The sequence below is a fragment of the Pseudoclavibacter helvolus genome (assembly GCF_049707175.1).
In the GTDB taxonomy this organism is placed as follows: domain Bacteria; phylum Actinomycetota; class Actinomycetes; order Actinomycetales; family Microbacteriaceae; genus Pseudoclavibacter; species Pseudoclavibacter helvolus_A.
This window is the reverse complement of the sequence record NZ_JBNAFM010000027.1, coordinates 15,584-39,734: the sequence shown is the minus strand read 5'-3', so window position 1 is coordinate 39,734 and position 24,151 is coordinate 15,584. Positions and strand designations below refer to the sequence as shown.

At 66.6% G+C, this 24,151-nt stretch carries 18 protein-coding genes and 2 tRNA genes; 9 read left to right on the top strand and 11 right to left on the bottom strand.

All coding sequences use genetic code 11. The features are described 5' to 3' along the window. The first annotated feature begins 170 nt into the window (after positions 1-170). Positions 171-1,358, top strand: a complete 1,188-nt coding sequence (locus ACPYN9_RS16370) for a hypothetical protein (protein ID WP_424467803.1) — start codon at positions 171-173, stop codon at positions 1,356-1,358. Positions 1,359-1,450: 92 nt separating this feature from the next. On the opposite strand, the gene ACPYN9_RS16365 is transcribed toward ACPYN9_RS16370, so the two are convergent. Both ACPYN9_RS16365 and ACPYN9_RS16360 read right to left on the bottom strand, forming a co-directional pair. Next, positions 1,451-1,526 (bottom strand) — tRNA-Val (locus tag ACPYN9_RS16365). Next, the gene (locus ACPYN9_RS16360) at positions 1,517-2,002 is read right to left on the bottom strand and encodes a redoxin domain-containing protein (RefSeq protein ID WP_424467801.1); all 486 of its coding nucleotides are present in this window, start codon (positions 2,000-2,002) and stop codon (positions 1,517-1,519) included. Before ACPYN9_RS16360 ends, ACPYN9_RS16365 begins: the two co-directional genes overlap by 10 nt. 168 nt (positions 2,003-2,170) lie before the next feature. Between ACPYN9_RS16360 and aceE the strand changes: the two genes are divergently transcribed. The 6 genes from aceE (at position 2,171) to fabF (ending at position 9,934) form a co-directional block, all read left to right on the top strand. Next, positions 2,171-4,915: a pyruvate dehydrogenase (acetyl-transferring), homodimeric type gene (gene aceE / locus ACPYN9_RS16355; protein WP_424467799.1), complete on the top strand. Its 2,745-nt coding sequence runs from the start codon at positions 2,171-2,173 to the stop codon at positions 4,913-4,915. Between the two features lie 40 nt (positions 4,916-4,955). Continuing rightward, entirely contained in the window at positions 4,956-6,200 is a 1,245-nt protein-coding gene (locus ACPYN9_RS16350) for a PucR family transcriptional regulator (protein ID WP_424467797.1), read from the top strand. Between the two features lie 78 nt (positions 6,201-6,278). Next, positions 6,279-7,202, top strand: a complete 924-nt coding sequence (locus ACPYN9_RS16345; RefSeq protein WP_424467805.1) for an ACP S-malonyltransferase — start codon at positions 6,279-6,281, stop codon at positions 7,200-7,202. A gap of 56 nt (positions 7,203-7,258) precedes the next feature. Next, complete coding sequence (locus tag ACPYN9_RS16340; RefSeq protein WP_424467795.1) at positions 7,259-8,269, top strand: beta-ketoacyl-ACP synthase III; 1,011 nt, start codon at positions 7,259-7,261, stop codon at positions 8,267-8,269. Between the two features lie 87 nt (positions 8,270-8,356). Then, positions 8,357-8,602 (top strand): acyl carrier protein, encoded by a 246-nt coding sequence (locus ACPYN9_RS16335; RefSeq protein ID WP_068479114.1) that lies wholly within the window; start codon positions 8,357-8,359, stop codon positions 8,600-8,602. Positions 8,603-8,692: 90 nt separating this feature from the next. Then, positions 8,693-9,934 (top strand): beta-ketoacyl-ACP synthase II, encoded by a 1,242-nt coding sequence (fabF, locus tag ACPYN9_RS16330; RefSeq protein ID WP_424467792.1) that lies wholly within the window; start codon positions 8,693-8,695, stop codon positions 9,932-9,934. Positions 9,935-10,070: 136 nt separating this feature from the next. On the opposite strand, the gene ACPYN9_RS16325 is transcribed toward fabF, so the two are convergent. The 7 genes from ACPYN9_RS16325 to ACPYN9_RS16295 all read right to left on the bottom strand — a co-directional run bounded on the left by ACPYN9_RS16325 (position 10,071) and on the right by ACPYN9_RS16295 (position 21,043). Continuing rightward, complete coding sequence (locus tag ACPYN9_RS16325; RefSeq protein WP_424467790.1) at positions 10,071-10,577, bottom strand: DUF3145 domain-containing protein; 507 nt, start codon at positions 10,575-10,577, stop codon at positions 10,071-10,073. 179 nt (positions 10,578-10,756) lie between these two features. Then, positions 10,757-13,306, bottom strand: coding sequence for an alpha-glucan family phosphorylase (gene glgP / locus ACPYN9_RS16320; RefSeq protein WP_424467788.1), 2,550 nt, complete (start codon positions 13,304-13,306; stop codon positions 10,757-10,759). A 52-nt stretch (positions 13,307-13,358) separates the two neighbouring features. Then, on the bottom strand, positions 13,359-13,775 hold the full coding sequence (locus tag ACPYN9_RS16315) for a hypothetical protein (RefSeq protein ID WP_424467786.1): 417 nt from the start codon (positions 13,773-13,775) through the stop codon (positions 13,359-13,361). A gap of 97 nt (positions 13,776-13,872) precedes the next feature. Beyond that, positions 13,873-15,192 (bottom strand): glutamate-5-semialdehyde dehydrogenase, encoded by a 1,320-nt coding sequence (locus tag ACPYN9_RS16310; protein ID WP_424467784.1) that lies wholly within the window; start codon positions 15,190-15,192, stop codon positions 13,873-13,875. A gap of 47 nt (positions 15,193-15,239) precedes the next feature. Beyond that, entirely contained in the window at positions 15,240-16,385 is a 1,146-nt protein-coding gene (gene proB / locus ACPYN9_RS16305) for a glutamate 5-kinase (protein ID WP_424467782.1), read from the bottom strand. Between the two features lie 106 nt (positions 16,386-16,491). Next, positions 16,492-20,214 (bottom strand): efflux RND transporter permease subunit, encoded by a 3,723-nt coding sequence (locus tag ACPYN9_RS16300; protein WP_424467780.1) that lies wholly within the window; start codon positions 20,212-20,214, stop codon positions 16,492-16,494. A 220-nt stretch (positions 20,215-20,434) separates the two neighbouring features. Then, positions 20,435-21,043 (bottom strand): ScbR family autoregulator-binding transcription factor, encoded by a 609-nt coding sequence (locus tag ACPYN9_RS16295; protein ID WP_424467778.1) that lies wholly within the window; start codon positions 21,041-21,043, stop codon positions 20,435-20,437. A gap of 127 nt (positions 21,044-21,170) precedes the next feature. Between ACPYN9_RS16295 and ACPYN9_RS16290 the strand changes: the two genes are divergently transcribed. Then, positions 21,171-21,245 (top strand) — tRNA-Ile (locus ACPYN9_RS16290). Positions 21,246-21,323: 78 nt separating this feature from the next. After that, positions 21,324-21,671 (top strand): thiamine-binding protein, encoded by a 348-nt coding sequence (locus ACPYN9_RS16285; protein ID WP_424467776.1) that lies wholly within the window; start codon positions 21,324-21,326, stop codon positions 21,669-21,671. A 90-nt stretch (positions 21,672-21,761) separates the two neighbouring features. Here ACPYN9_RS16285 and ACPYN9_RS16280 read toward each other — a convergent pair whose 3' ends face one another. Both ACPYN9_RS16280 and ACPYN9_RS16275 read right to left on the bottom strand, forming a co-directional pair. Further along, positions 21,762-23,015 (bottom strand): glycosyltransferase, encoded by a 1,254-nt coding sequence (locus ACPYN9_RS16280; protein WP_424467774.1) that lies wholly within the window; start codon positions 23,013-23,015, stop codon positions 21,762-21,764. 122 nt (positions 23,016-23,137) lie between these two features. After that, the gene (locus ACPYN9_RS16275) at positions 23,138-24,148 is read right to left on the bottom strand and encodes a DMT family transporter (protein WP_424467773.1); all 1,011 of its coding nucleotides are present in this window, start codon (positions 24,146-24,148) and stop codon (positions 23,138-23,140) included. Positions 24,149-24,151: the final 3 nt, after the last annotated feature.

The following is a 24,151-nucleotide window of genomic DNA, read 5'->3' as shown; positions in this document are numbered from 1 at the left end:
AATCACCACAGACCCCACACCGGGATCGGCGGCCAACGCCCCTCAGACCGTGTTCACAACCTCACGGGTCAATACAGTTAGAGGCCAGGCCCTCTGTTCCAGGGGTGCTGGACGGGTGCCAACCCGCGGCCGTGGAATCTGGATCGCAGCCCCAGGCGATGAGGAGAGCAATGACGGATGTGGACCGGGACCGGATCGCGGCGCGGACCATCGGCACGCCGCCGCATGTGCTGACCGACATCGCCATGCGCCGCCCGGATCTGCACGCCAGCATCGCGTCCAACCCGGGTGCGACTCCCGAGCTGCGACGGTGGATGCACGGCGTGCGTTCGGTCCGTGCGCCACAGCCCCGCCCGCCACAGATGGTGCAGCGCGCCAGTGTCCCGCAGTATCCGCAACCCGGACGCCTCCCCTACGCACCGCCCGGGGGTGCTCCTCCGTACGGGCCTCCTCACGCTGTCCCGCAGATGCCGCGCAAGAAGGGCAAGGTCGGTTGCTGGTTCGCCGGGTGCGGGTGTCTCGTCGTCGTCGCGTTCATGGGCTTGTTCGCGTTGGCCGGTCTCGGCGCGATCCTCGGGCTGAGCGACTCGGGCACCACGCCAGGCCCCTCCGTCGAGGCGGCTCCCGAGAACACGGACGCGGCCGACATTGCCTCGCACATCGCACTGTTCGAGCAGGAGCGGGCGAAGATCGATGAGCTGTCGGTCGAGCTCGACGGGAATCCAGTCAAGCCGCTCGTGGCCCTGTTCGACTGGATGGAAGACCAAGACGCCAAGATGGCCGACCCGAACCTCACCGTGTACTCCGCGGAGAGCATTGCCACCCAGATGAGCGAGTTCCGCGCGGACCTCGAGCAGAGCATCACTGCCGCGCAGGGTCGCCGAGCGAACGTGAGCGGGTCCGTGAGCGAGGGCTTCGTCGATGCCGCCGGGAACGGGTTCATCGATGTGCAGTACGACGCGGAAACGGCCTGCAAAACCCATGAGTGGGCCGACCAGGGCTACCGAACCAGCGGGTGCGTCAAGGGTGGGAGCCCGTTAGTCGTGCACCTGCTCCCCGTGGGAACCCTCAATGAGTGGCACAGCAAGATGAACGTGGCCCACGAGCTCGCGCACGTGTTCCAGCGGGCCGATGATGTCCGGTACCCGGACGACAACGGCGGATACAAGGCGCTCCTCGCCCAGGGGTTGTTCCAGGGCAGCGAGGAGGCGATGGCCGACTGCTACGCCCTCACCTACTTCAACGAGTGGACTCTCAGCGACGGGGTCACCGAGAGCGGTTACGGATACATCTGCGGCGACAGCGAACGCCAAGCGATCCGAGACTGGGCCATCGGTATGAACGCACCCATGACCTGATCCAGGTCGGGATGAGATGTTCCGCGATCGTCAACCTCGCAGCGTGCAGCTCAGCGCTCCGCGCGAATTCGGCACCGTCCGGGTAGAAAGAGTGGTGGGCCCTGCCGGGATCGAACCGACGACATCCACGGTGTAAACGTGGCGCTCTACCAGCTGAGCTAAAGGCCCTCGGCGAGCAAGTGTAGCGCGGTCGCATGGTCCGAACGAACGCGTGCCTCCCCTGGCCGGGCGGATGCGACGACGCGGTAGCTTCCGTCACCCTTCACCAGGTAGGACGTGCGAGTTGCCGTACCGGTAGATGCGTCGAACGCTCCGTACGCGCGAGCGGCAGCTCCATGCGGCCAGAAATCGCTGCATCCACTCACCACCGCGGCGACGCCGAGCTCGTGCAGCCACGCGCGGAGCGTCGCGGAAGTGTCGGTCGACACGACGAGCACCTCGGGAGGACCGGCGGCGGAGCTCGCCCTCGGTGCAGCTGCGGTGAGCTCAGCGAGGCTCACGATCTCTTCGGCGCAGACCGGCGTGAACGCCATCGGCACGAACACCACGAGCCGGCCGGTCGACGCCGGCCCCGCCACGATGCGAACGCCGCCTCGGTGATCGACAAGCGAGATCGGTTCGTTCGACGCCGTGAACTCGCTCACGATCAGTGCCTCTCTGCCGTTGATGTGCACTTGTGCGCGGTTCGACAAGGAATGCCCTCAACCTGCGTGTGCATCGCACAAACCATAGATAGGCTAGCGGACGGACTGCGCGTCATAACCTGGCGTGCGCCATTGACGTGACGAACCCGGAACGAAATGAGGTCGACGGTGGCTGTGAACAACCAGGATCCGTACTCAGAGCATTACGTTGACAGCGACCCCGAGGAGACCGCCGAATGGCGCGAATCGCTCGATGCGGTCGTAGACGCGCAGGGACCCCAGCGCGGACGAGACATTATGCTCAGCCTTCTTGAGCGGTCTCGGGAGCGCCACCTCGGCGTTCCCATGGTTCCAACCACTGATTACGTGAACTCGATTGCGCCCGAGGATGAGCCCGAGTTCCCAGGTGACGAGTCGCTGGAGCGCACCTATCGCTCATGGATTCGCTGGAACGCGGCCATGACGGTGCAGCGCGCGCAGCGCGAAGGGGTCGCGGTTGGCGGCCACATCTCCTCCTACGCCTCGCAGGCGACGCTCTACGAAGTTGGTCTCAACCACTTCTTCAAGGGGTACGACCACGCTGAGGGGCCCGACCAGGTCTTCTTCCAGGGACACGCCTCCCCCGGCAACTACTCGCGTGCGTTCCTCCAGGGCCAGATCAGCGCCGACGACCTCGACGGCTTCCGCCAGGAGCAGTCGGCCGCCCCGCACGGCATGCCCTCGTACCCGCACCCCCGCCTCATGAAGGACTTCTGGCAGTTCCCGACGGTCTCGATGGGCATCGGGCCGCTGAACGCGATCTGGCAGGCGCAGTTCAACAAGTACCTCACCAACCGCGGCATCAAGGACGCTTCCGGCTCGCACGTCTGGGCCTACCTTGGCGACGGTGAGATGGATGAGGTTGAGTCGCGCGGCCAGCTCCAGGTCGCTGCTAATCAGAACCTCGACAACCTGACCTTCGTCGTCAACTGCAACCTCCAGCGCCTCGACGGCCCGGTGCGTGGCAACGGCAAGATCATCCAGGAGCTCGAGAGCTTCTTCCGCGGCGCAGGCTGGCACGTCATCAAGGTCGTCTGGGGCCGCGAGTGGGACTCGCTGCTCAAGCGCGATGACAAGGGTGCGCTCCGCACACTCATGAACGAAACGCCGGACGGCGACTTCCAGACCTACAAGACCGAGTCAGGCGGGTTTGTCCGCGAGAATTTCTTCGGCCGGGACCCCGAGGCACTCAAGCTCGTCGAGAACTACAGCGACGACGAGATCTGGGGCCTGAAGCGCGGCGGCCACGACTACCGCAAGGTCTACGCGGCCTACAAGGCAGCGACCGAACACAAGGGTCAGCCCACGGTCATCCTCGCCCACACGATCAAGGGGTACGGTCTCGGACCGCACTTCGAGGGTCGCAACGCGACGCACCAGATGAAGAAGCTCACGCTTCCCGACCTGAAGGCGTTCCGCGACCAGCTGCACATCCCGATCTCGGATGCTGCCCTCGAAGCCGACGTGTACCAGCCGCCGTACTACCACCCCGGTGCCGACAACGAGGCGATCCAGTACATGCAGGAGCGTCGTCGTGAACTCGGCGGCTTCGTGCCCGAGCGCCGCTCGAAGTACACGCAGATCGCAGTTCCGGACGACAAGACCTACTCGTCCATCAAGAAGGGCTCCGGAACCCAGGAGATCGCTTCGACGATGGCGTTCGTGCGCCTGCTCAAGGACCTCATGCGCTCGAAGGACTTCGGCTCGCGCATCGTCCCGATCATCCCGGACGAGGCACGCACCTTCGGTGTCGACGCGTTCTTCCCCACCGCGAAGATCTACAACCCCAACGGCCAGCACTACATGTCGGTCGACCGTGAACTGCTTCTCGCCTATCGCGAGAGCGAGCAGGGCCAGATCAACCACGTCGGCATCAACGAGGCCGGCGCCATGGGCGCGTTCACCGCAGCAGGCTCGTCGTACTCGACGCATGGCGAAGCCATGGTCCCGATTTACATGTACTACTCGATGTTCGGGTTCCAGCGCACCGCCGACGCCATGTGGGCGGCTGCCGACCAGCTCTCGCGCGGATTCCTCATCGGAGCCACGGCGGGCCGCACAACGCTCGCTGGCGAAGGCCTGCAGCACATGGACGGCCACTCGCCGATCATCGCCGCCACCAACCCGGCAGTCGTCACGTACGACCCCGCGTTCGCCTACGAGCTTGCGCACATCATGCAGGCCGGTATCGAGCGGATGTACGGCCCCGACTCCCAGTCGGAGAACCCGAAGCAGGACCCGAACGTCATGTACTACCTGACGGTGTACAACGAGCCGATGGCCCAGCCCGCCGAGCCGGAGAACGTTGACGTCGAAGGCATTCTCAAGGGCATGTACTACCTGAAGGGAACCGAAGCGTCCGGCCCCCGCGTGCAGCTGCTCGCATCCGGTGTCGCGGTGCCGTGGATCCTGGAAGCCCAAGAGCTACTCGAGAAGGACTGGGGCGTTGCAGCCGAGGTCTGGTCGGTCACCTCGTGGAACGAGCTTCGCCGCGACGGCCTCCGCGCCGAGGAGCACAACTGGACGCACCCGAACGAGGAGCCGAAGGTTCCGTTCGTCACGGACAAGCTCCAGGCCTCTGAGGGCCCGGTCATCGCCGTGAGCGACTTCTCGCACGCGGTCCAGGACCAGATCCGTCCGTTTGTGAAGAACGACTTCACGACCCTCGGCGCCGACGACTTCGGCATCTCCGACACCCGCCCGGCAGCTCGTCGCTACTACCTAATCGACAGCCACTCCGTCGTCGTCCGCGCCCTCGAGCGCCTCGCGACGCAGGGCAAGCTCGACCGTTCGGTCGTGCAGGAGGCCATCGACAAGTACGACCTGCACAACCCGAAGGCCGGCACGAGCGGCAGCGCGGGCGGAGACGCCTAACAGCGCCTCTCCCCTGCTCGCCTTCTCACAGTTCGGAATCATGCCCGCTCCACGCACAAAGGACCAGACGCTCAACTGGCTGCGATCGATCTCGGGAGAGCTTTCGACCGCGACCGTAAAGCGCTTGGAAGAGACCCTTCCCTGGTTCGGTGACATGCCCCCTGGGCGACGAAGCGCCGTCGGCCTCGTCGCCCAGTCGGGTATCTCGTCCTTCATCGCCTGGTTTGAAGACCCGACCGCGACCCCATGGGTGGCTGCCGACGTCTTCGACTCGGCTCCTCGAGAGCTCCTGCGTTCGGTGAGCCTGCAGCAAACGCTGCAGCTCATTCGAGTGGTCGTGGAGGTCGTTGAAGAGCGCACGAAGTCGACGGACGGCGACGTGCGCGAAGCGGTGCTGAAGTACTCGCGCGACATCGCCTTCGCGGCTGCGGATGTGTACGCCCGCGCCGCGGAGGCGAGGGGCCTGTGGGATGCGCGATTGGAGGCGCTGGTCGTCGACTCGATCCTCACGGGCGAGCATGATGACGAGCTTCCCAGCCGCATCGCGGCGCTCGGCTGGCACGGGCACGGCGAGGTCAGCGTGCTCGTCGGGACGACCCCGAGAATCCTCGAGGTCGATCAGATCCGCCGGACCGCGCGCCACAACAAGGTCGACCTGCTGGTCGGCGTCCAGGGGGGCCGCCTGGTGCTGGTCATCGGTCGCGCTCACCCGAACGGTGAGGGCGACGAGACCGAGCAGGTGCCCTTCATGGAGATCGCCGAGCGACTGGAGCCGAGCTTTGGCGACGGTCGGCTCGTGCTGGGCCCCCCGGTTCCGAGCGTCGTCGAAGCCTCACGCAGCGCCCGCGCTGCCCTCGCTGGCTTCGCCGTCGCGGGTGCGTGGCGGAAAGCGCAGCGTCCAATGCTCGCGGATGAGCTGCTTCCGGAGCGTGCGCTCGCCGGCGACCCGCTGGCGCGCCAGACGCTGGTCGCACGCGTCTTTCGGCCCCTCGCGGATCACCAGAGTGACCTGCTGACGACCCTCTGGTGCTACCTGGACAACGGCCGCTCGCTGGAAGCCACCGCCCGGGAGCTGTTCGTGCATCCCAACACCGTTCGCTACCGCCTCAAGCGCGTCAGCGAGGTGATCGGCTGGGATGCCACGGGCCCGAGAGAAGCTCTCATCCTCCAATGCGCCCTCATTCTCGGCAACATCGCCGAACCGAAGCAGCCAGAAGCACGGCGAAGCCCAGGCACCGCACCGTCCGCGAACGTCCCTCGGCGCGGCCGTCGCACGTCTCACTAGAAATCCTCTAATGATCTTTCGAGTTCTTGGGACTGTTGCTACAGGGCTGAGTGCTGAGGTGCTGTCATGATGGAATCCATGATTGTCGTCACCTGCCCAGGCCAGGGTTCACAGACTCCAGGTTTCCTGCTCCCCTGGATCGAGGACACCAGAAACCGCGACACGCTCGAGCAGCTGTCGACGTCCGCTGGAATCGATCTTGTCAAGCACGGCACCGAGTCGGACGCCGACACGATTCGCGACACCGCGATCGCGCAGCCGCTCATCGTCGCGGCCGGCATCCTCGCCTGGAACTCGCTCATGGAGCTCCCAGGCGCGGCTTCCGCGATCAGCGGGGTCGCGGGCCACTCCGTCGGTGAGATCACGGCCGCCTATGCCGCAGGCATCTTCGATGCCGACACGGCGATGCGCTTCGTCGCCCGCCGTTCCCAGCTCATGGCGCAGGATGCGGCTGCGACGCCGACCAGCATGAGCGCTGTCCTCGGGGGTGACGAGGAAGCAGTGCTCGCGCGCCTCGACTCACTCGACCTCACTCCCGCGAACTTCAACGGCGGCGGACAGATCGTCGCAGCGGGCGCACCGGAAGCGCTTGACGCGCTGCGCGCCGAGCCGGTGCCCGGCACCAGGGTCATCCCACTGAAGGTCGCGGGCGCGTTCCACACTCGCTACATGGAGCAGGCGCGCACGGCGCTCAGCGCAGACGAAGCGCTCTTCGAAGCCAGAAACCCCGTGCGTACGATCTGGTCCAACGAGACCGGCGGCACCGTCGCAGACGGCACCGAGTTCCGCGGAGCGCTCATCCGCCAGCTTGCGCAGCCCGTGCGCTGGGATGCCTGCATGCGCTCCTTCGCCGAGGCCGGCGTCACCTCGCTCATCGAGCTCGCACCGGCTGGCACACTCAGCGGGCTGGCCAAGCGCGCCCTCAAGGGTGTTCCGACGCTCGCGCTCTCCACGCCCGCTGACCTCGACGTCGCGCGAGAGCGCATCGCCGCCGACTCCTGATCACCGCACTGCCCTGCACCGCCCTCAACAGCCCGGGCATCCTCGAGAGGACTCGTATGACCACAACAACACCAACCCTTGTGCAGTCCACGGGCGCGCAGTTCACGCGGATCCTCTCCATCGGAGCAGCGCGCGGAGAGCGCGTCGTGCCGAACTCGGAGATCATCGAGCCGATCAACTCGTCTGACGAATGGATCCGCCAGCGCACCGGCGTCATCACGCGCGTTCGCGCGAACGAGGACACGAACGCGCTCGACCTCGCGGTCGACGCATCCCGCCAGGCGATCGAGCGCTCCGGCATCGACCCCAGCCGCATTGGCGCCGTGATCGTCGCGACGATCAGCAACGAGATGCAGACGCCATCGCTCGCGGCACGCCTCGCCGACCTCGTGGGCACCACACCCGCGGCCGCCTACGACCTCAACGCCGCGTGCGCCGGCTACTGCTACGCCGTCGCGCAGGCGGACGCGCTGGTCCGCAGCGGCGTCGCCGAGCACGTGCTCGTCGTCGGCACGGAGAAGCTCTCGGACCTCATCGACCCGGCCGATCGCACCATCTCATTCCTCCTCGGCGACGGAGCAGGAGCCGCGATCATCGGCCCGAGCGACGTTCCGGGCATCTCCAAGTCGATCCTCGGTTCCGACGGGTCGCGCTGGGAAGCCGTCTCGATGAACGCGAGCCTGCAGGAATACCGGCGGGGCGGCTCGGCATGGCCGACACTGCGCCAAGACGGCCCGAGCGTCTTCCGCTGGGCAGTCTGGGACATGGCCAAAGTTGGGCGTCGTGCGCTCGAGGAGGCTGGCGTGACCGCCGACCAGCTCTCGGCCTTCATCCCCCACCAGGCGAACATGCGCATTGTCGACGAGTTCGCCAAGCAGCTCGCACTTCCCGAGCACGTGGTGATCGCCCGCGACATCGCCACGACCGGTAACACCTCGGCCGCATCCGTGCCGCTCGCAACCCACCGCCTGCTCGAAGAGAACCCAGAGCTCTCCGGCGGGCTCGCGCTGCAGATCGGCTTCGGCGCCGGCCTCGTCTACGGCGCGCAGGTCGTCATCCTCCCGTAGGGGCCCAAGAAGTCCCGCACGCCTCCACCACGCACACCCGCCGACCAATACACTTGGCTCGGTCATTGACAATCAAGGAGAAACACCATGGCACTTACCAACGACGAAGTTCTCGCGGGTCTCGCTGAGCTCGTAAACGACGAGACCGGAATCGCGGCTGACACGGTCACCGTTGAGAAGTCTTTCACCGACGACCTCGACATCGACTCGATCTCCATGATGACGATCGTCGTCAACGCTGAAGAGAAGTTCGACGTCAAGATCCCGGACGACGAGGTCGCAAACCTCAAGACCGTGGGCGACGCCGTCAACTTCATCGTCGCAGCGTCCTAAGGACCACCCTCCACTTCGAGTGGGCGGCGTCTGCCGCCCACTCTTAGTGACTGTTTCACCTTCGCCCCAGTTCATTCAGGAGCAGTTGTCATGACCAAGAAAATCGTCGTCACCGGAATCGGCGCGACCTCACCGCTCGGTGGAGATGCTCGCAGCTCGTGGAACGCGCTCCTCGCCGGTGAATCCGGAGCTCGGACACTCGAGGCCGAATGGGTCTCGAAGTACGAGATCCCCATCGAGTTCGCCGCGACCGCGAAGGTCCCGGCCAGCGAGGTGCTCCCCCGCCACGAAGCGAAGCGCCTCGACCCATCCAGCCAGTTTGCGCTCATCGCAGGACGCGAAGCATTCGCCGACGCCGGCCTGAAGGTCGGCGACATTCCCGCGGAACGCCTCCTCGTCGACTGGGCGACCGGCATCGGAGGCGTGTGGACGCTCCTCGACGCCTGGGACACGCTGCGCGAGAAGGGCCCCCGCCGCGTCATGCCGCTCACGGTCCCCATGCTCATGCCGAATGGGCCCGGGGCAGCGATCGGCATGGACATCCAGGCCCGCGCCGGGGTCCGCACCGTCGTCTCGGCCTGCGCGTCAAGCACCGAAGCCATCGCAGACGCCTACGAGCACCTGCAGCAGGGCCTCGCCGATGTCATCGTCGCGGGTGGGTCGGAGGCGGCCATCCACCCGCTCCCCGTCGCCTCGTTCGCGGCTATGCAGGCGCTGTCGAAGCGGAACGACGACCCCGCGCACGCCTCGCGGCCCTACGACGTGAGCCGCGACGGCTTCGTACTCGGAGAAGGCGCGGCGGCCCTCGTGCTGGAGACGGAGGAGCACGCGCTCGCTCGCGGCGCGCGCATCTACGCCGAGCTCATCGGCGGCGGCGTGACGGCGGATGCGCACCACATCACCGCGCCTGACCCCGAGGGCACGGGCGCGGCCCGAGCGATCAAGGCTGCACTCGAGCAGGCCGGCGTCGCAGTCGACGACGTGACGCACATCAACGCGCATGCCACGTCCACACCCGTCGGCGATATCGCCGAGTTCACGGCCCTGAAGTCGGTCTTCGGGGATCACCTCGCCTCGATTCCCGTGTCGGCCACGAAGGCATCAACCGGCCACCTGCTCGGTGGTGCCGGCGCGATCGAAGCAATGTTCACGGTGCTCGCGCTGTCGAAGGGCACGCTGCCCCCGACGATCAACCTCAACGAGCAGGACCCGGCCATTCACCTGGACGTCGTGACCGAGCCGCGCCCGTTTGAAGCATCCGGCAAGGTCGCCATTTCGACCTCGTTCGGCTTCGGCGGACACAACGCCGTCGTGGCCTTCCGCGGCGTCTGAGCGACGCCCTCCGACACAGGAGACAGCGCTGACAAAGAACTGTGGCCCCCCAGGTGAGAACCTGAGGGGCCACAGTCATTGGAGTGTCGAGAACCGCTTCCGACCCGGGCCAAGCCAGGTCGTCCACATGATGGCCTCAGCCGACGCGGTGCTGCATCCACACGACGGGACTCTCGTCGCCGGCGATGCGGAACGGCTCCAGCTCGTCGTCCCAGGCCTGCCCGAGTGCGAGGCGCAGTTCGCGGTGAAGTTCTGAGGCGTTGCCGCCCGCGATCTCCATCGCGTACCGAACGCGTTCTTCCGGAACCACGACGCCGCCGGAGGCATCCGTCTGTGCATAGTAGATACCGAGCTCAGGCGTGTGCATCCAACGGCCGCCATCGACGCCAGGGCGTGCGTCCTCGGTGACTTCGAAGCGAAGGTGAGCCCATCCGCGTAGCTGCGATGCGATCGCCGCTCCCGCGCCGGGCTCGCCTTCCCAGGTGAACTCCGCACGCAACTGCCCAGGAATGACCGGTTGGTCGATCCAAGGCAGGTTGACCGCGTACCCGAGGGCGCGACCGACACCCCACTCGACGTGCTGGCAAAGCGCCTTAGGAGAGGAGTGCACGTAGAGCACCCCTCCTGCGTTCGGTGCAACCATGAGTTCTCCTCCATTCGTTTGGTGATTCGTCTTCCCCAACGATCACGTCATGAATGGATGCGAACTGCATCGTTTGCCAGTCGTCGACATTTCTGTCGTCTCTTGAATTATGCCCGACGGCGGCGCCGAATGACAAGCCTGTCATTTCTGCCGCCGCCACCGTCAGACATACTGCCTGCTTAGCCGGGCAGTCTGACGAGACCGAGCTCCGCCGGAGCCTGCAGGTACGCGTGCTTGGGCTGCACCCGAACTGTGTAGCCGAGCCTGCCCGGCTGATCGACGGGAATCTCGACTGCGAAGTCAGTCGAGCCTTCCAAGACCGGATGCATCGCAGCGATGCGCGGGGCTCGCAGCTCGCCAGATTCGTCTGGGACGCCAAAGACGGCCTCGACAAGCACATCGTCGGGGGTCAACTCACCGAGTGCGAGTCGAGCGGAGAGACGCACGCCCCGGCCCGTCGCGGCCTCGTCTCCCGGAGCGGTCACCGACTCCACTCGGACACTCGGCCAGGCGGCACGAACGTCGCGGAGCCAGCCAGCGAACGCACGGGTCGACTCCAGGTCGGATGCGACGCGCGCGGAGCGCCCTGCGGGCAAGTAGAGGTCGTTGATGTAATCGCGGACCATGCGTTCGGCGGCGACCTTCGGACCGACCACGGAGATCGAGCGTCGCACTTTCTCGACCCACTCGGTGGGCAAGCCGCGTTCGTCGCGCTCGTAGAAGAGGGGCGCGATCTCGTGTTCGAGGATGTCGTACAGCGCGCCTGCCTCGAGGGCGTCGCGAGTGCGTTCGTCGACGCCGTGGGTGTCGGGGATGGTCCACCCGACGGCGTCGTCAGCCATCTCGTCCCACCAGCCGTCCGAGATCGAGAACGTCAGGCACCCGTTCATGACCGCTTTCATTCCGGACGTGCCAGAAGCCTCCTGCGGCCGAACGGGGTTGTTGAGCCAGACGTCGCTCCCGGCGACGAGGTGCTTGGCGATCGTGACGTTGTAGTCGGGGAGGAAGACGATCCGGTCTCGAACCCCGGCCTCATCAGCGAAGCTCACCAGCTGCTGCAGCAGCTGCTTGCCGCCCATGTCAGCCGGGTGCGCCTTGCCTGCGATCACGAACTGCACCGGGCGTTCCGGATTGTTGAGGATGCGCGCCAGCCGTTCGCGATCCTGGAGCATCAGCGTCAGTCGCTTGTAGGTCGAGACGCGGCGAGCGAACCCGATCGTGAGCCGGTCGGGATCAAGCACGTCCCGCACCCAGCCGAGCTCCGCATCCTGTGCCCCGCGCGCCTTCCAGGAGGCACGCACCGACTCTCGCGCTCGCTTGACGAGCTCGCCTCGCAGCTCCCCGCGGATGCGCCACAGCTCGTCGGCGGACACAGCGTCTGGATGGTCCCAGGTGTCCGACGTCGCAAGTGCACCGCCACCGTTCATGGCCTCGATGACGGTCATCATCGACGGTCGAGTCCAGCTTGGGATGTGCACGCCGTTGGTGATCGAGCCGATCGGCACTTCCTCGGCTTCGACTCCCGGGTAGAGCTTCGCGAACATGCCTCGCGAGACGACGCCGTGGAGCTTCGCGACACCGTTGGCGTACTGCGCCAGTCGAAGCCCGAGGTGGGCCATGTTGAAGCGGCCCGGGTCGTCTTCGGCGCCGAGCTCCATGATGCGCGCTGCCGGGATAGCAGGGACCAGCGGGTGACCCGCGGATGCGCCGAGGTAGCGCTGGACGAGATGCGAGTCGAAGCGGTCGATGCCGGCGGGAACCGGGGTGTGCGTCGTGAAGACCGTGCTCGCGCGCACTGTAGCAAGCGCGGTCTCAAAGTCCTCGCCGCCGGCCATGAGCTGGCCGATGCGCTCGATGCCAGAGAACCCTGCGTGGCCCTCGTTCAGGTGGAAGACGGTCGGATGCTGGCGTCCCCGCAGCCGCGTGTACGCCTGCACGGCCCGGACTCCACCGACGCCGAGGACAAGCTCTTGGCGGATGCGGTGCTCCGCATCGCCCCCGTACAGACGATCGGTGATTGCACGGAGGTCTTCCGGGTTGGTGGGCAGGTTGGTGTCGAGCAGCAACAGCGGCACGCTCCCGACCTGCGCCTCCCACAGGGCGATGTCGACAGCGCGACCGTCGGGGAAGGCGAGCGAGACGTGCACTTGCTCGCCGCCCTCGTCGAGCACCGGGTCGACGGCGAGGTCGGTGGGCGGATGCTCGGAGTAGGCCTCCTGTTGCCAGCCTTCTCGCGAGAGCGTCTGCGAGAAGTAGCCGTAGGTGTAGAGCAAGCCGATGCCGATGATCGGGGCACCCAGGTCGCTTGCGCTCTTCAGGTGATCACCTGCGAGCACGCCGAGCCCGCCCGAGTAGACCGGGAGCGACTCGGTGATGCCGAACTCCATCGAGAAATAGGCAACGCTCGTCGCTGCGTCCTCGCTGCCGTGCGTGTGCTGGTGGAACCACCGCTCGCTCTCGAGGTAGGCGGCGAGGTCCTCGGCTTCGCGGCGAAGGCGTTCGAGGAACTCGTGGTCCTCTGCGAGCTGCGTGACACGAGACGCTGGAAGTGACCGCAGCATCACGACCGGGTTGCGACCGCACGAGCGCCACAGTTGCTCGTCGATGTCGGCGAAGAGGCGCTCAGCGCTCGGGCGCCACGACCAGCGCAGATTCTTGGCGAGGACCCTCAGCTCTCCGAGTTCGCGAGGGAGGATGGTGGACACTGGCAGCGAGTCATAAGCCTTCACGCCGTACAGCGTAGTGGGGAAAAGCTCCTGGACTGCGTCGCTCAGATGAACGTCAGCGCACCGAGGAAGTGACGGACGCGATGATCTCGCGCGCCGCAGCGGCACGACCCTGGAGGTCCTGCCAGATCCAGGCCGCGGAACGCGCATCCACTGGCACGAAGCTCGTCAGTGTGCCCGTGGGGTTGGAGATGCGGACCTCGTAGCCGCCGACGACCCGGTCTTCCTTGACAAGCAGGAAGAGCAGGCTGAAGATCGTCAGCACGAAGAAGCCCGCGATGGCGACGATGATGGCCCAGGTGGGGATCGCGCGTTCGACGCGCGACATGTTGGTGACGAACACGGTCGACCCCTCGGTGGGCAGGGAGCCGTATGGCCCTGCGATCCGCTCGGGGGAAACCTCGAGTTCGCCGAGGAAGACCCGGTTGAGGTTCTGGGGCTGGTGGTCGATGGGCAGTGGGGTGCTGGTCATGATCGTCCCTCCTTCATCTTCCAGAAGGCTACGCGCAGCGCCTCCGAAAGCGCGTCATCACCTGGTCTGATCTTGATCTCGGGTACGTCCCCGCGGCTCAGGCTCGAATCTGCCCGTCGCCGGTGACGACCCACTTCGTCGTCGTGAGCTCTTCGAGCCCCATGGGGCCTCTGGCGTGCAGCTTCTGCGTCGAAATGCCGAGCTCGGCGCCGAGGCCGAACTGACCACCATCGGTGAATCGCGTCGATGCGTTGACGATCACGGCGGCCGCATCGACTTCGGCGGTGAACCGCTCTGCAGCCCGAAGCGAGCTCGTGACGATCGCTTCGGTGTGCCCAGTGCTGAATTCGCGGATGTGCGCGAGCGCCTGATCGAAGTCGTCGACCACACGCACCGCGATCTCGTAGTCGAGGTACTCGGTAGCCCAGTCCTCGTGGGTAGCCTCGAGCACGTCGACCCCAGCAGGAGCGGATGCGCGCACGCGGTCGTCGCCGTGCAACCGGACACCGCGTGCGCTGAGCTCGGAGAGGACGGTCGGCAGGAAGGTCGCGGCGGCGTCGGCGTGCACGAGCAGCGTCTCGGCGGCGTTGCACACCCCGACGCGATGCGTCTTGGAGTTGATGACGATCTTGAGCGCCATGTCCACGTCAGCGGTGCTGTCGACGAACACGTGGCAGTTGCCGACTCCGGTTTCGATGACGGGCACGCGCGACTCGCGGACGACGGTCTGGATGAGCCCGGCGCCACCCCTCGGCACAACGAGGTCGACGTGGCCGCGGGCACGCATGAGGGCCCTCGCTCCGGCACGGCCGTACTCGTCAATAGACTGCACAAGATCAGCGGGGAACCCACTCGCTTCGAGCGCAGACCGTAGCGTGGCGATGATGGCCCCGTTCGACGATTCGGCCGCCGACCCCCCGCGCAGCAGAACCGCGTTCCCGCTCTTCAATGCCAGTCCGGCGACATCGACGGTGACGTTGGGGCGAGCCTCGTAGATGACCCCAACAACGCCCATCGGCACTCTGAGCTGACGAAGGCGCAGCCCGTTGGCGAGCGTCGACCCGCGCACGACCGCGCCAACCGGGTCCGGCAACGCCGCGACCTCCCGCAGCGAGGCGGCGATGGCATGGATGCGCGGCTCATCAAGGGCAAGTCGATCGAGCAGCCCGCCGGACATACCCGAAGCGCGCCCCCGCTCGAGATCCTGCGCGTTGCCGGCCAGGATCTCCGGGGCAGCGGCCACGAGCGCGTCGGCGAGCGCGAGGAGCGCTCCGTCCTTCTGCGCCCGCGTTGCCTGCGCCAGCACCCTGGACGATGCCCGCGCGCGCCCGGCGAGCTCGACAATGGCTGCGCTCGCCGCCTTGTCGGAATCGCCTTGGTCTGCCGTCAATGCGCCCTCACCCTGCAAGATCGTCATGACAGATGATTCTATGCCGCGGGCGCGGCGCTGCGATGCGTTGCTCTTCAGTCGACGCGCAGTCCTTTCGGACGCACGAGCACCAGGTCGTCTCGGTGAATGACCTCACGGTCGTAGCCGGAACCGAGCGACTCGCGCAGGGCACTCGAAGACTGCCCAAGCATGTCGGGGATCTCGACGGCATCAAAGCCGCTCAGTCCTCGCGCGATGACCGAGCCGCTCTTCGAGACGAGCTCGACCGGGTCGCCGGCGACGAACTCACCCTCGACGCCCACGATGCCGGCCGCGAGCAGCGAGGCGCGACCTCCGAGCACCGCATCCACCGCACCGTCGTCGAGCACGAGCTTGCCCTGTACCCGAGCCGCGTGCGCGATCCAGAGGCGCTTGCGCGACGAGCGCTTACCCGTGGGCGCGAACCACGTGCCGACCCGCTCGCCGGCGATCGCCGCCCTCGCGTTCTCGGCCTTGGTCAGCACAACAGGAATGCCGGACCCCGTCGCGATCGAGACCGACTCGAGCTTCGTGAGCATGCCGCCGGTTCCGACATCACTCCCCCGGCCGGAGACCTCGATGCCCTCGAGATCACTGGGGCCGAGCACCTCGGAGATACGACGCGTGCCCTCGCGGCTGGGCGGACCGTCGTACAGGCCGTCGACGTCCGTCAGCAGCACGAGCGCGTCGGCACCGACGAGCTGCGCGACGAGCGCCGCGAGGCGGTCATTGTCCCCAAACCTCAGCTCGTCGGTGACCACCGCGTCGTTCTCGTTGACGATCGGCACGACCCCGAGCCGGAAGAGCCGCTCCAGCGAGCGCTGCGCGTTCTTGTAGCGCGTGCGACGCACGGTGTCCTCGGCGGTGAGCAGGATCTGCCCCACCGTGATCGCGCGCTCGGCGAATGCCTCCGCGTACCGGGCCACCAGCATCCCCTGCCCGACGGATGCGGCGGCCTGCGCGGTCGCGACGTCACGTGGCCTCGAGGGCAAGCCGAGCGGGCCGATGCCGGCGGCTACCGCGCCGGAGGTCACTAGCAGGGTCTGCAGTCCGAGGTCGTGTCGGTCTGCGATGACCTGCACGAGCGAGCGCAGCGCGTCGAGGTTGAGGTGCCCGTCGGCGCCGGTCAGCGACGACGAGCCGATCTTGACCACGATGCGGTGGGCGGTCGAGAGCTGGACACGGGCGGCGATCGGATGCATCCGTCGATTCTCTCTCAATCCTGGAGGCTTGCCGAATTGCGTCCCACGGTTGTGCGACGCAGGCGACCGCGAGACAGCGCCGCGCTGCTGCGCGGCGCCGTCCGGCTCAGCTCGCTGCGGGCGAGGCGGCGAGCGCCTTCTTCCGCTCGACGGCCTCAGCCTTCCGCTCCGCCCGGGCCGCGCGCTTCGCGGCCCGACGGTCGGCGCGCCGCTCGACGCTCGAATACAGCACGGGCACCAGCACCAGCGTGAGCAGTGTCGAGCTGATGAGCCCGCCGATCACGACGATGGCAAGCGGCTTCGAGATGAACACGCCTCCACCCGTCAGGCCGAGCGACATCGGGATGAGCGCGAAGATCGTTGCAGCCGCCGTCATGAGGATCGGTCGCAGGCGCAGCCTCGTGCCGTGCACGATCGCGTCGTGCACGCTCGCCCCGCGCTCCCGGATGTGGTTGATCAGGTCGATAAGCACGATCGCGTTGGTCACCACGATGCCGATCAGCATCAGCAGACCGATGAGCGAAGGCAGGCCGAGCGGCGTGTCCGTGAGCAGCAGAAGCGCGACTGCACCCGTCGCCGCGAACGGCACCGAGACGAGCAGGATGAGCGGCTGCATGAGGCTGCGGAACGTCGCGACCATGATCAGGAACACGAGGACGATCGCGAGCAGCATCGCCATGCCGAGCTGCTCGAACGATTCGTTCTGATCGGCGGATGCACCCCCGACCACGAACGTCACTCCCGCCGGCAAGGTGAGGCCGTCCGTCGCTGCGTACACAGACTGCGTGACGGTTCCCAGCTGGCCTTCGGCGGGCGTGATCGAGACCGTCACCTGACGGGCGCCATCGTTGCGAGTGATGGCGCTGGGCGTGGCCTCCTCGCGGACCTCGGCGATGTCGCCGAGTCGAATGGGGGTCGCCGGGGTGTCGGCGAGGCCTTCTTGCCTGGCTTGCGTCTCTTCAGCCTCGAGCGTCTGGGCGGCCATATCTTCTTGCGCCTTCACCGCAGCGTCGACACCGGCGTTCGCCTGCTCGATGCCCGACTCCGCTTGCTCGATGGCCTCTGCAAGCGCGGCGATCTGAGCATCCCGTTCCGCCTGAGCGGCCTGCTCCGGGGTCATGCCCGAACCCGCATCCGGGACCATCGGCGTGAGGGGCGCGGTCTGCAGCGTCGCCAGCTGTCCCTGCAGCTCGGAAAGCTGCGTCGACACCGAGTCGCGCGCCTCGACCGCGTCGTCCACGGTCTGCTGCATCTGCTCCTCAGCCTCGGCCTGCTGCTCCTCCGCCTTCGTCTTCTGCTCGTCGGCGAACGCATCCGTCGCATCCTGGATGGCTCGCTGCTGCTGGACCGCGGTCACCGGCAGCTGCATGAGCGCAAGCTGGTCGAGTGCGACCGCCCCCTGGGTCGGAGCGATCACGATGTCGCGGTCGACGCCCTCGAGGCGAACAGAACCGAGTGGCGTTCCGTTGAGCGCGGCCGAGACGGCCTGGCCGACCGTCGCCTGGGTGTAGCCGTAGCCTGCCGCCTTGCTGCGGTCGACGTCGACCACGACGACGTTGCCGCCGGTGCTGAGATCGTTCGTGACCGCCGTCACACCGGGGAGATCCTTGACCGCGTCACCGAGCTGCGTCGCCGCCTGGCTCAGCGCGTCCGGGTCGTTGCCCTGGATTGCCAGCTGCACGTCGCTCGCGAGCGACGAGGACGCAGCCGTCGTCACGGTGACCTCGCCGACGTCGCTCAGCCCGCCGAAGTCGGCCCTGAGTGTGTTCGCAACCGACTCGGCATCCTGACCCTCGATCGGAATCACGGTGATCGAGGTGTCTCCCCCGCCGCCGCCGAACGCACTCGCTCCGCCCGCCCCGATCGAGCTCACGAACGTCTCGACGTTGTCCTTTGTGGCGAGAACCGCTTCGAGCTTTTCCGCGCTCGCCAGGCTCTGTTCGATAGTCGTGCCCTGCGCGAGCTTCTGCTCGACGACGATGGTCTCGTCGCCCATGCTGCCGAGGAAGTCGCTGCGGAGCGCGGTCGCCCCCACGCCCGTGAGGAGCAGGAGCGCAAGCGCAGCCGCGATCGTGCGCCGAGGGTGGCGCAGCGTTGCGTCAAGGATCGGCACGAAGGCGCGCTGGAGCGCATCGTACGGCGAGCCCTCCTCGCCGTCGCCACGTGCGTGGACCACGCCCGTCGCGGACGCGGGCACCGGGATGAGGGCCTTGCCCCGCTGCTCCCGCTTCGTGTTCTTGGCCTCCAGCTTCTCGCTCTGACGCGCGAAGCGACGTTCGGCGGCCTCTTCCTGTCGCGCCGTCCAGGCGGGCTGGGCTGCACGGGCACGTACGAACCGCTCGCGCTTCATCGGCTTGGACGGGCGCCGGAGCATCCAGTACGCGAAGACCGGAACGATCGTGAGCGCGACGACGAGCGACGCGATGAGCGCGATCGAGACCGTCACCGCGAAGGGGCGGAACAGCTGGCCGACGATGTCGCCGACAAAGGCGATGGGGAGGAAGACGGCCACCGTCGTGAGCGTCGACGCCGTGATCGCGCCCGCGACCTGGCCCACGGAGCCGACGATGCCCTCGATCGTGAGGGCACCATCCCCCTGCCGTCGCTTGATGTTCTCGATGACGACAATCGAGTCGTCGACAACACGGCCGACCGCGATCGTGAGCGCGCCAAGCGTCAGGATGTTGAGCGAGTACTCGCCGAGGTTCAGCCCGACCATCGTGATGAGCAGAGACATCGGGATGGAGATGGCCGCGACGATCGTCGACCGGAACGAGGCGAGGAACAGGAAGATGACGAGGACCGCGAAGATGAGGCCGAGCCCGCCCTCGACGGAGAGGTCGTGGATGGACTGCTCGATGTAGGGCGCCTGGTTCTCGATCTCCGTGAAGACGACGTTCGAGGGCAGCGTCGGTGCGATCTCGGCGAGCTTCTCGGTCACGCCGTGCGCGACCGAGACGGTGCTCGCGTCCGCCGCCTTGGTGACGCTCAGCGTCAGCGTCTCCGCGCCGTTGACTCGGGAGATCGACGTCGCCGGGACCTCCTTGACGTCCACGTCCGCGAACTGCGACAGCAGGACCGTGGAGTCTTCCGTCGTGAACGGGAGCGCGCGAATGGCGTCGAGCGTGTCGAGCTGCGATCCGACCTGCACGGAGATCTCACCGCTGCCGCTCGTGACGTCACCGGCAGGGAGCACAAGACCGGCCGCCGTGAGCGTCGGTTCGATCATCGACGTGTCGATCTCGAGGGCATCGACGTCGGCCTGGCGGAGGCTGATCTCGACGCGTTCCTCGCGGGCACCCGAGACCTGGACGTTCTGGACTCCGTCGACCTGCGAGAGCGCCGGCACCACGGTGTCGGTCAACGTCTTGGAGAGGGCCGCTGTGTCGGTGTCAGAGGATGCGCCGAGCGTGAGCACGGGGAGCGCGTCGAGCGAGAACGTCATCAGCTCGGCGGTCGAGGATTCCGGCCGCTGCGCCTTCGTCGACTCGACGGCAGCTCGCAGATCGGCCTCGACCTGCGTCTTGTCGGCGTCGAAGCCCCACGCGACGATGATCTGCGCGAACCCCTCAGACGTCGTCGACGTCACCGACTGCACTTCGGAAACCGCGCGGAGCGCGTTCTCGATGGGCTCGGTGACCTCGGAGACCATCACGTCGGGAGAGGCGCCGTCGAGGGTCGCAGTGACGAAGCCCTGAGGGATCTCCATCGACGGCATGAGCTCCTGCTTGAGCTGCGCCGTCGAGATGATTCCCGCTGCAGCGATCGCCGCGGTGAGCAGTCCGATCAGAATTCGATACTTGAGACTCAAGCGGGTGAGCACAGACACAGAGGGCCCTTTCGACGCGACGTGGCGCCGACGATCTGGCGCCATCCAATCTTGTCGGCCGAGAAACTGCTCCGAATCACCCGAAAGGACTGGTTCGTCCTTCTCCGCCCCCTACTCGAGACTGATATCCATCGATCAGTCGTTCCGCGCGCCGCTCCGGTGCGAGGCGTCTGCTATGTGCGGCACCGCACGGCCCGGGCCAGCCCGGGCGAAGGCGGCGTCAGGACAGCGCGGCCCCGCGTCCGGGTGCGGCGAGCGTCACCCGGTGCACCGCCCACATCTCTCGTACTCGTTCGGCGATACTCCTGCCGTCGTTCAGATCGTCGATGAGGAGCTGGATGCCCACCAGGTTCGCCAGGATCTGCCAGGCTGCTGCGTCGATATCGATGTCGTCGCGCAGCGTTCCGGAGTCGCGAGACGCCTGCAGCGCCTCCTTGGTGATGTCAAGCCAGTGGTCGAACGGGCGCGGCAGCTCCTCCTCGATGAGCTCGCGCTCCCGAACCAGCCTGATCGTCGCCCGGATGAGCGCGTCGGACTGGAAGCGCTCGGCCATGCGGATCATGAGTGATTCGAGTTCGTCGAGCGAGAGTCCCCGAGCGCGAGACGCTGCGATCTCCTCATCCCACATCACCGACCAGTTCGCCGTGACCGCCTGCGCAAGCAGCGCCTTCGTGGGAAAGTGGAAATAGACGGTGCCCTTGGTCATGCCAAGACGATCCGAGATATCGCTGAGGACCGTCGCGGCGTAGCCGTTGGCCTCGAACTCGAGCGATGCCGCTTCGAGCAGCGCCTGCCTCGTCTGCGCTCGCTGTTCAGCTCGCTTCATCATCCCCTGCTCTTCATGCATCTGGGGTCGTCGTCGACCCCGCTCGTGGTGGATCAGTCTAGACCTGCACGCACCAGGCCGATGCCCTGCCGCACTCTGCACCAAAATCTGGCTAGAATCGACAGCGCTTGGGGCGGTAGCCAAGCTGGTTAAGGCATCCGGCTCATAACTGGACGATGCGTGGGTTCGAGTCCCACCCGCCCTACTCAGGTGAGCGCGAGACGCGCTCCACATACTCGTTCTGCACGCCCATCTCGCGCCTCCGCGTGGCACGATGGGGAACATGATCGTTGCGTTCTCCGTAGCCCCCAGCGGAACCCCAAGCCCCTCTGCCCCCTCGCCAGGAGAAGGTGACGCGTCGCTGCACAACGCCGTCGCCGCGGCAGTCGCCGTGGTGCGCGCATCCGGGCTCCCCAATCGCACCGACTCGATGTTCACGACCATCGAGGGCGAATGGGACGAGGTGTTCGCCGTCGTCAAGGCCGCCACGGAGGCCGTCGGTCAGTTCGGGAGCCGCGTCTCCCTGGTCCTGAAGGCAGACATCCGCCCAGGCCACACGGGTGAGCTCGAGGGCAAGGTCGAGCGCCTGGAAGCAGCCATCGAGGCGCGCGATCGCTCAGACGGGAAGTAGCAGACACTCGCGGTCACGAGACCAGAGCCCGCGTCAGCGACATCTCGCACGCCGCCCCTGTCTTCGCCCGAGCAACCGGCCCGTGCAGGGTCAGTCGAGCGAGTGGTCCTGCTCGTTCACCGAGTCGCGCGCGACGTCCTTGACCGAAGCTCCTCGGTACAGCCGTTCGAAGAGCTCGAGGGTGCGATCGATGTCGTGCATGCGAACGAGCTCAAGGCCGGCGCGGCCGAACTCCTCACGCTCGGAGGTCGAGAGCGCGAGCACACGCGACAGCTTGTCTGCCAGGTCCTGCTCGTCATTCGGTTCGAAGAGGAAGCCGTTCTCGCCGTCGTGGACGAGGTGCGGCAGGGCCATCGCGTTCGCAGCGACCACCGGCTGCCCTGAAGCCATCGCCTCCATCGTCGCGATCGACTGCAACTCGGCGATCGACGGCATGACGAAGACAGAGGCACGGGTGTACATGCGGCGCAGCTCCTGATCACTCAGGTACCCGTGGAACGTGACGCGGTCGGCGAGGCCGAGCTGCTTGGCGAGGGACTGCAGGTTCTTCTTCTGGTCTCCTCCGCCGACGATGTCGAGCTGCACGTCAGACGGCAGGAGGGTGAGCGCCCGCAGCAGCACGTCGATCTTCTTCTCGCCCGTGACCCGCCCGACGAACAGGATGCGCTTCGCCGCGCGCGGGGAGAAGTCGAAGGCGTAGTCGGAGGTCCTGATGCCGCAGGAGATCGCCAGCACGTCGGAGATGCCGCCGTTCGCCTCGAGGAAGTCGGCGGCCCGCCTGGTCGGCGTCGTGATCGCCGACGCCCGCCCCAAAGTTGAGCGCGCATCCTTCCACCAAATCTCAGCCGCGATCCCCCGCAGCGCCTGCGGAAGCAGCGAATGATCGACGAGGTTCTCAATCATCAGATGATTCGTGCCGAGGATCCTGATACCCCGTTTCTCCGCTTCGATCGCAACACCACGACCGATGATGACGGCAGATTGGAAATGCACGACATCAGGCCGAACCTCGTCGAGCACTCGTCGGGATTCAGCGCGGATGCTCCACGGCCAGGCGTAGCGGAGCCAATCGTGAGCCCACCACCGGTACGACTTGATGCGATGGGCCGTAATGCTCTGGCCGTCGTACTGCTCGGTCCAGGTGCCGTGGCGTCTACTGGCCGCAGGAACCATGACATGCACATCGTGACCACGAGCTGCCATGCCAGAGGCCAAGTGCTCCGTGAACTTGGCAGCGCCGTTGACGTTCGGCGTGAAGGTGTCACCCGCGATCAGGATCTTGAGCGGCCGCTCGCCGTCAGCTGCGACGGCGGTGGAGCTTGGTGAACGACCTTCATTCGGCACGGGGTGGTGACCTCGATCTCGTCTGGGGGGCTTGCGACAGCTTGTGCCTGTCGCTCGCGGAATCTCAGGTCATGCTACTGGCCGCGCCCTGAGGCGGCGGCGAGGCACACGCTGAAGCGGATCTATTGCTCGGCGACCCTGGCCTCCGCTTCGTAGTGACGCCCCTCGGGGTCCAGAGCGCCACGCCCTTCGACGGCGTTGCGCCGAACCGCCTCGACCTCCGCCTCGGTCTGCCCACGCTCGAGCACGAAGACGCCGGTGACGGCAATGGCTCCCGAAACCACGAAGAGGACAAAGGCGTACCAGGGGGCGGCGTTCGCTTCACCGAGCACGGCAATGGCGATGACGACGGCGATGATCGGGTCGATGACCGTCAGGCCGGCGATCACCATGTCCGGAGGGCCCGACGCGTAGGCATTCTGGACGAAGTACCCGCCGACGCCCGTAGCGACGAGCAAAGCAACCAGGCAGATGAGCGTGAGCCACTCGAAGTTGTCGTGCTGGATGCGGTTGATGGTGATCTTCGCGAGCGTGGCGACGAATCCGTAGATCACCCCGGCACCAAGCACGTAGATGAGTGCCTTGAAGCGCTTGCGAAGCAGGAAAAACGCGGTGCCGAAGACGACCACGACGATCCCAAGCAGCACCAGCACGGTCGCGACCTGCTGGTCGGAGATCGCCTTCTCTTTCGCGAAGAGTGCGGCGACGGTCACAAAAGCGCCGACGCCGAAGACGCAGAGCGCCACGGCGAAGATCTTGATGTTCGGCAGCCGTTGCTTGATGGCCCTTGCCGTGAGGAGCGTGGTGAGTAGCAGGGAGACCACGCCGAGGGGCTGCACGACGATAATCGGCGAGAACACGAACGACGCGAGCTGCATGACGACGGCAAGCCCGAGCATGACGGTGCCGATGACCCAGGATGGGCGGCTCAGCAACGCGAGCAGGTGTTTCAGGTTCAGGCCAGCGGCACCACTGGTTCCGCTCGCCGCCTCCACCTTGCTGACACCCCGGTGCTGGTACATCGCGCCGAGCGACATGAAGACCGCACCGATGAGCGCGAGCGGTATGCCGATCATCTGAACCGGGCTGAGCCCCGGAAGCGCTGCCAGCTCGTGAAGGGATGCGAGGGTCATGAT

Bases quoted from the DNA above. Each gene is read 5' to 3' on its own strand.
- ACPYN9_RS16310 (WP_424467784.1), bottom strand. From the start codon at position 15,192: ATGACGATCTTGCAGGGTGAGGGCGCATTGACGGCAGACCAAGGCGAT.
- fabF (WP_424467792.1), top strand. From the start codon at position 8,693: ATGACCAAGAAAATCGTCGTCACCGGAATCGGCGCGACCTCACCGCTC.
- ACPYN9_RS16285 (WP_424467776.1), top strand. From the start codon at position 21,324: ATGATCGTTGCGTTCTCCGTAGCCCCCAGCGGAACCCCAAGCCCCTCT.
- proB (WP_424467782.1), bottom strand. From the start codon at position 16,385: ATGCATCCGATCGCCGCCCGTGTCCAGCTCTCGACCGCCCACCGCATC.
- ACPYN9_RS16325 (WP_424467790.1), bottom strand. From the start codon at position 10,577: ATGGTTGCACCGAACGCAGGAGGGGTGCTCTACGTGCACTCCTCTCCT.
- ACPYN9_RS16275 (WP_424467773.1), bottom strand. From the start codon at position 24,148: ATGACCCTCGCATCCCTTCACGAGCTGGCAGCGCTTCCGGGGCTCAGC.
- ACPYN9_RS16340 (WP_424467795.1), top strand. From the start codon at position 7,259: ATGACCACAACAACACCAACCCTTGTGCAGTCCACGGGCGCGCAGTTC.
- ACPYN9_RS16350 (WP_424467797.1), top strand. From the start codon at position 4,956: ATGCCCGCTCCACGCACAAAGGACCAGACGCTCAACTGGCTGCGATCG.
- ACPYN9_RS16315 (WP_424467786.1), bottom strand. From the start codon at position 13,775: ATGACCAGCACCCCACTGCCCATCGACCACCAGCCCCAGAACCTCAAC.
- ACPYN9_RS16345 (WP_424467805.1), top strand. From the start codon at position 6,279: ATGATTGTCGTCACCTGCCCAGGCCAGGGTTCACAGACTCCAGGTTTC.
- ACPYN9_RS16370 (WP_424467803.1), top strand. From the start codon at position 171: ATGACGGATGTGGACCGGGACCGGATCGCGGCGCGGACCATCGGCACG.
- ACPYN9_RS16335 (WP_068479114.1), top strand. From the start codon at position 8,357: ATGGCACTTACCAACGACGAAGTTCTCGCGGGTCTCGCTGAGCTCGTA.
- ACPYN9_RS16295 (WP_424467778.1), bottom strand. From the start codon at position 21,043: ATGATGAAGCGAGCTGAACAGCGAGCGCAGACGAGGCAGGCGCTGCTC.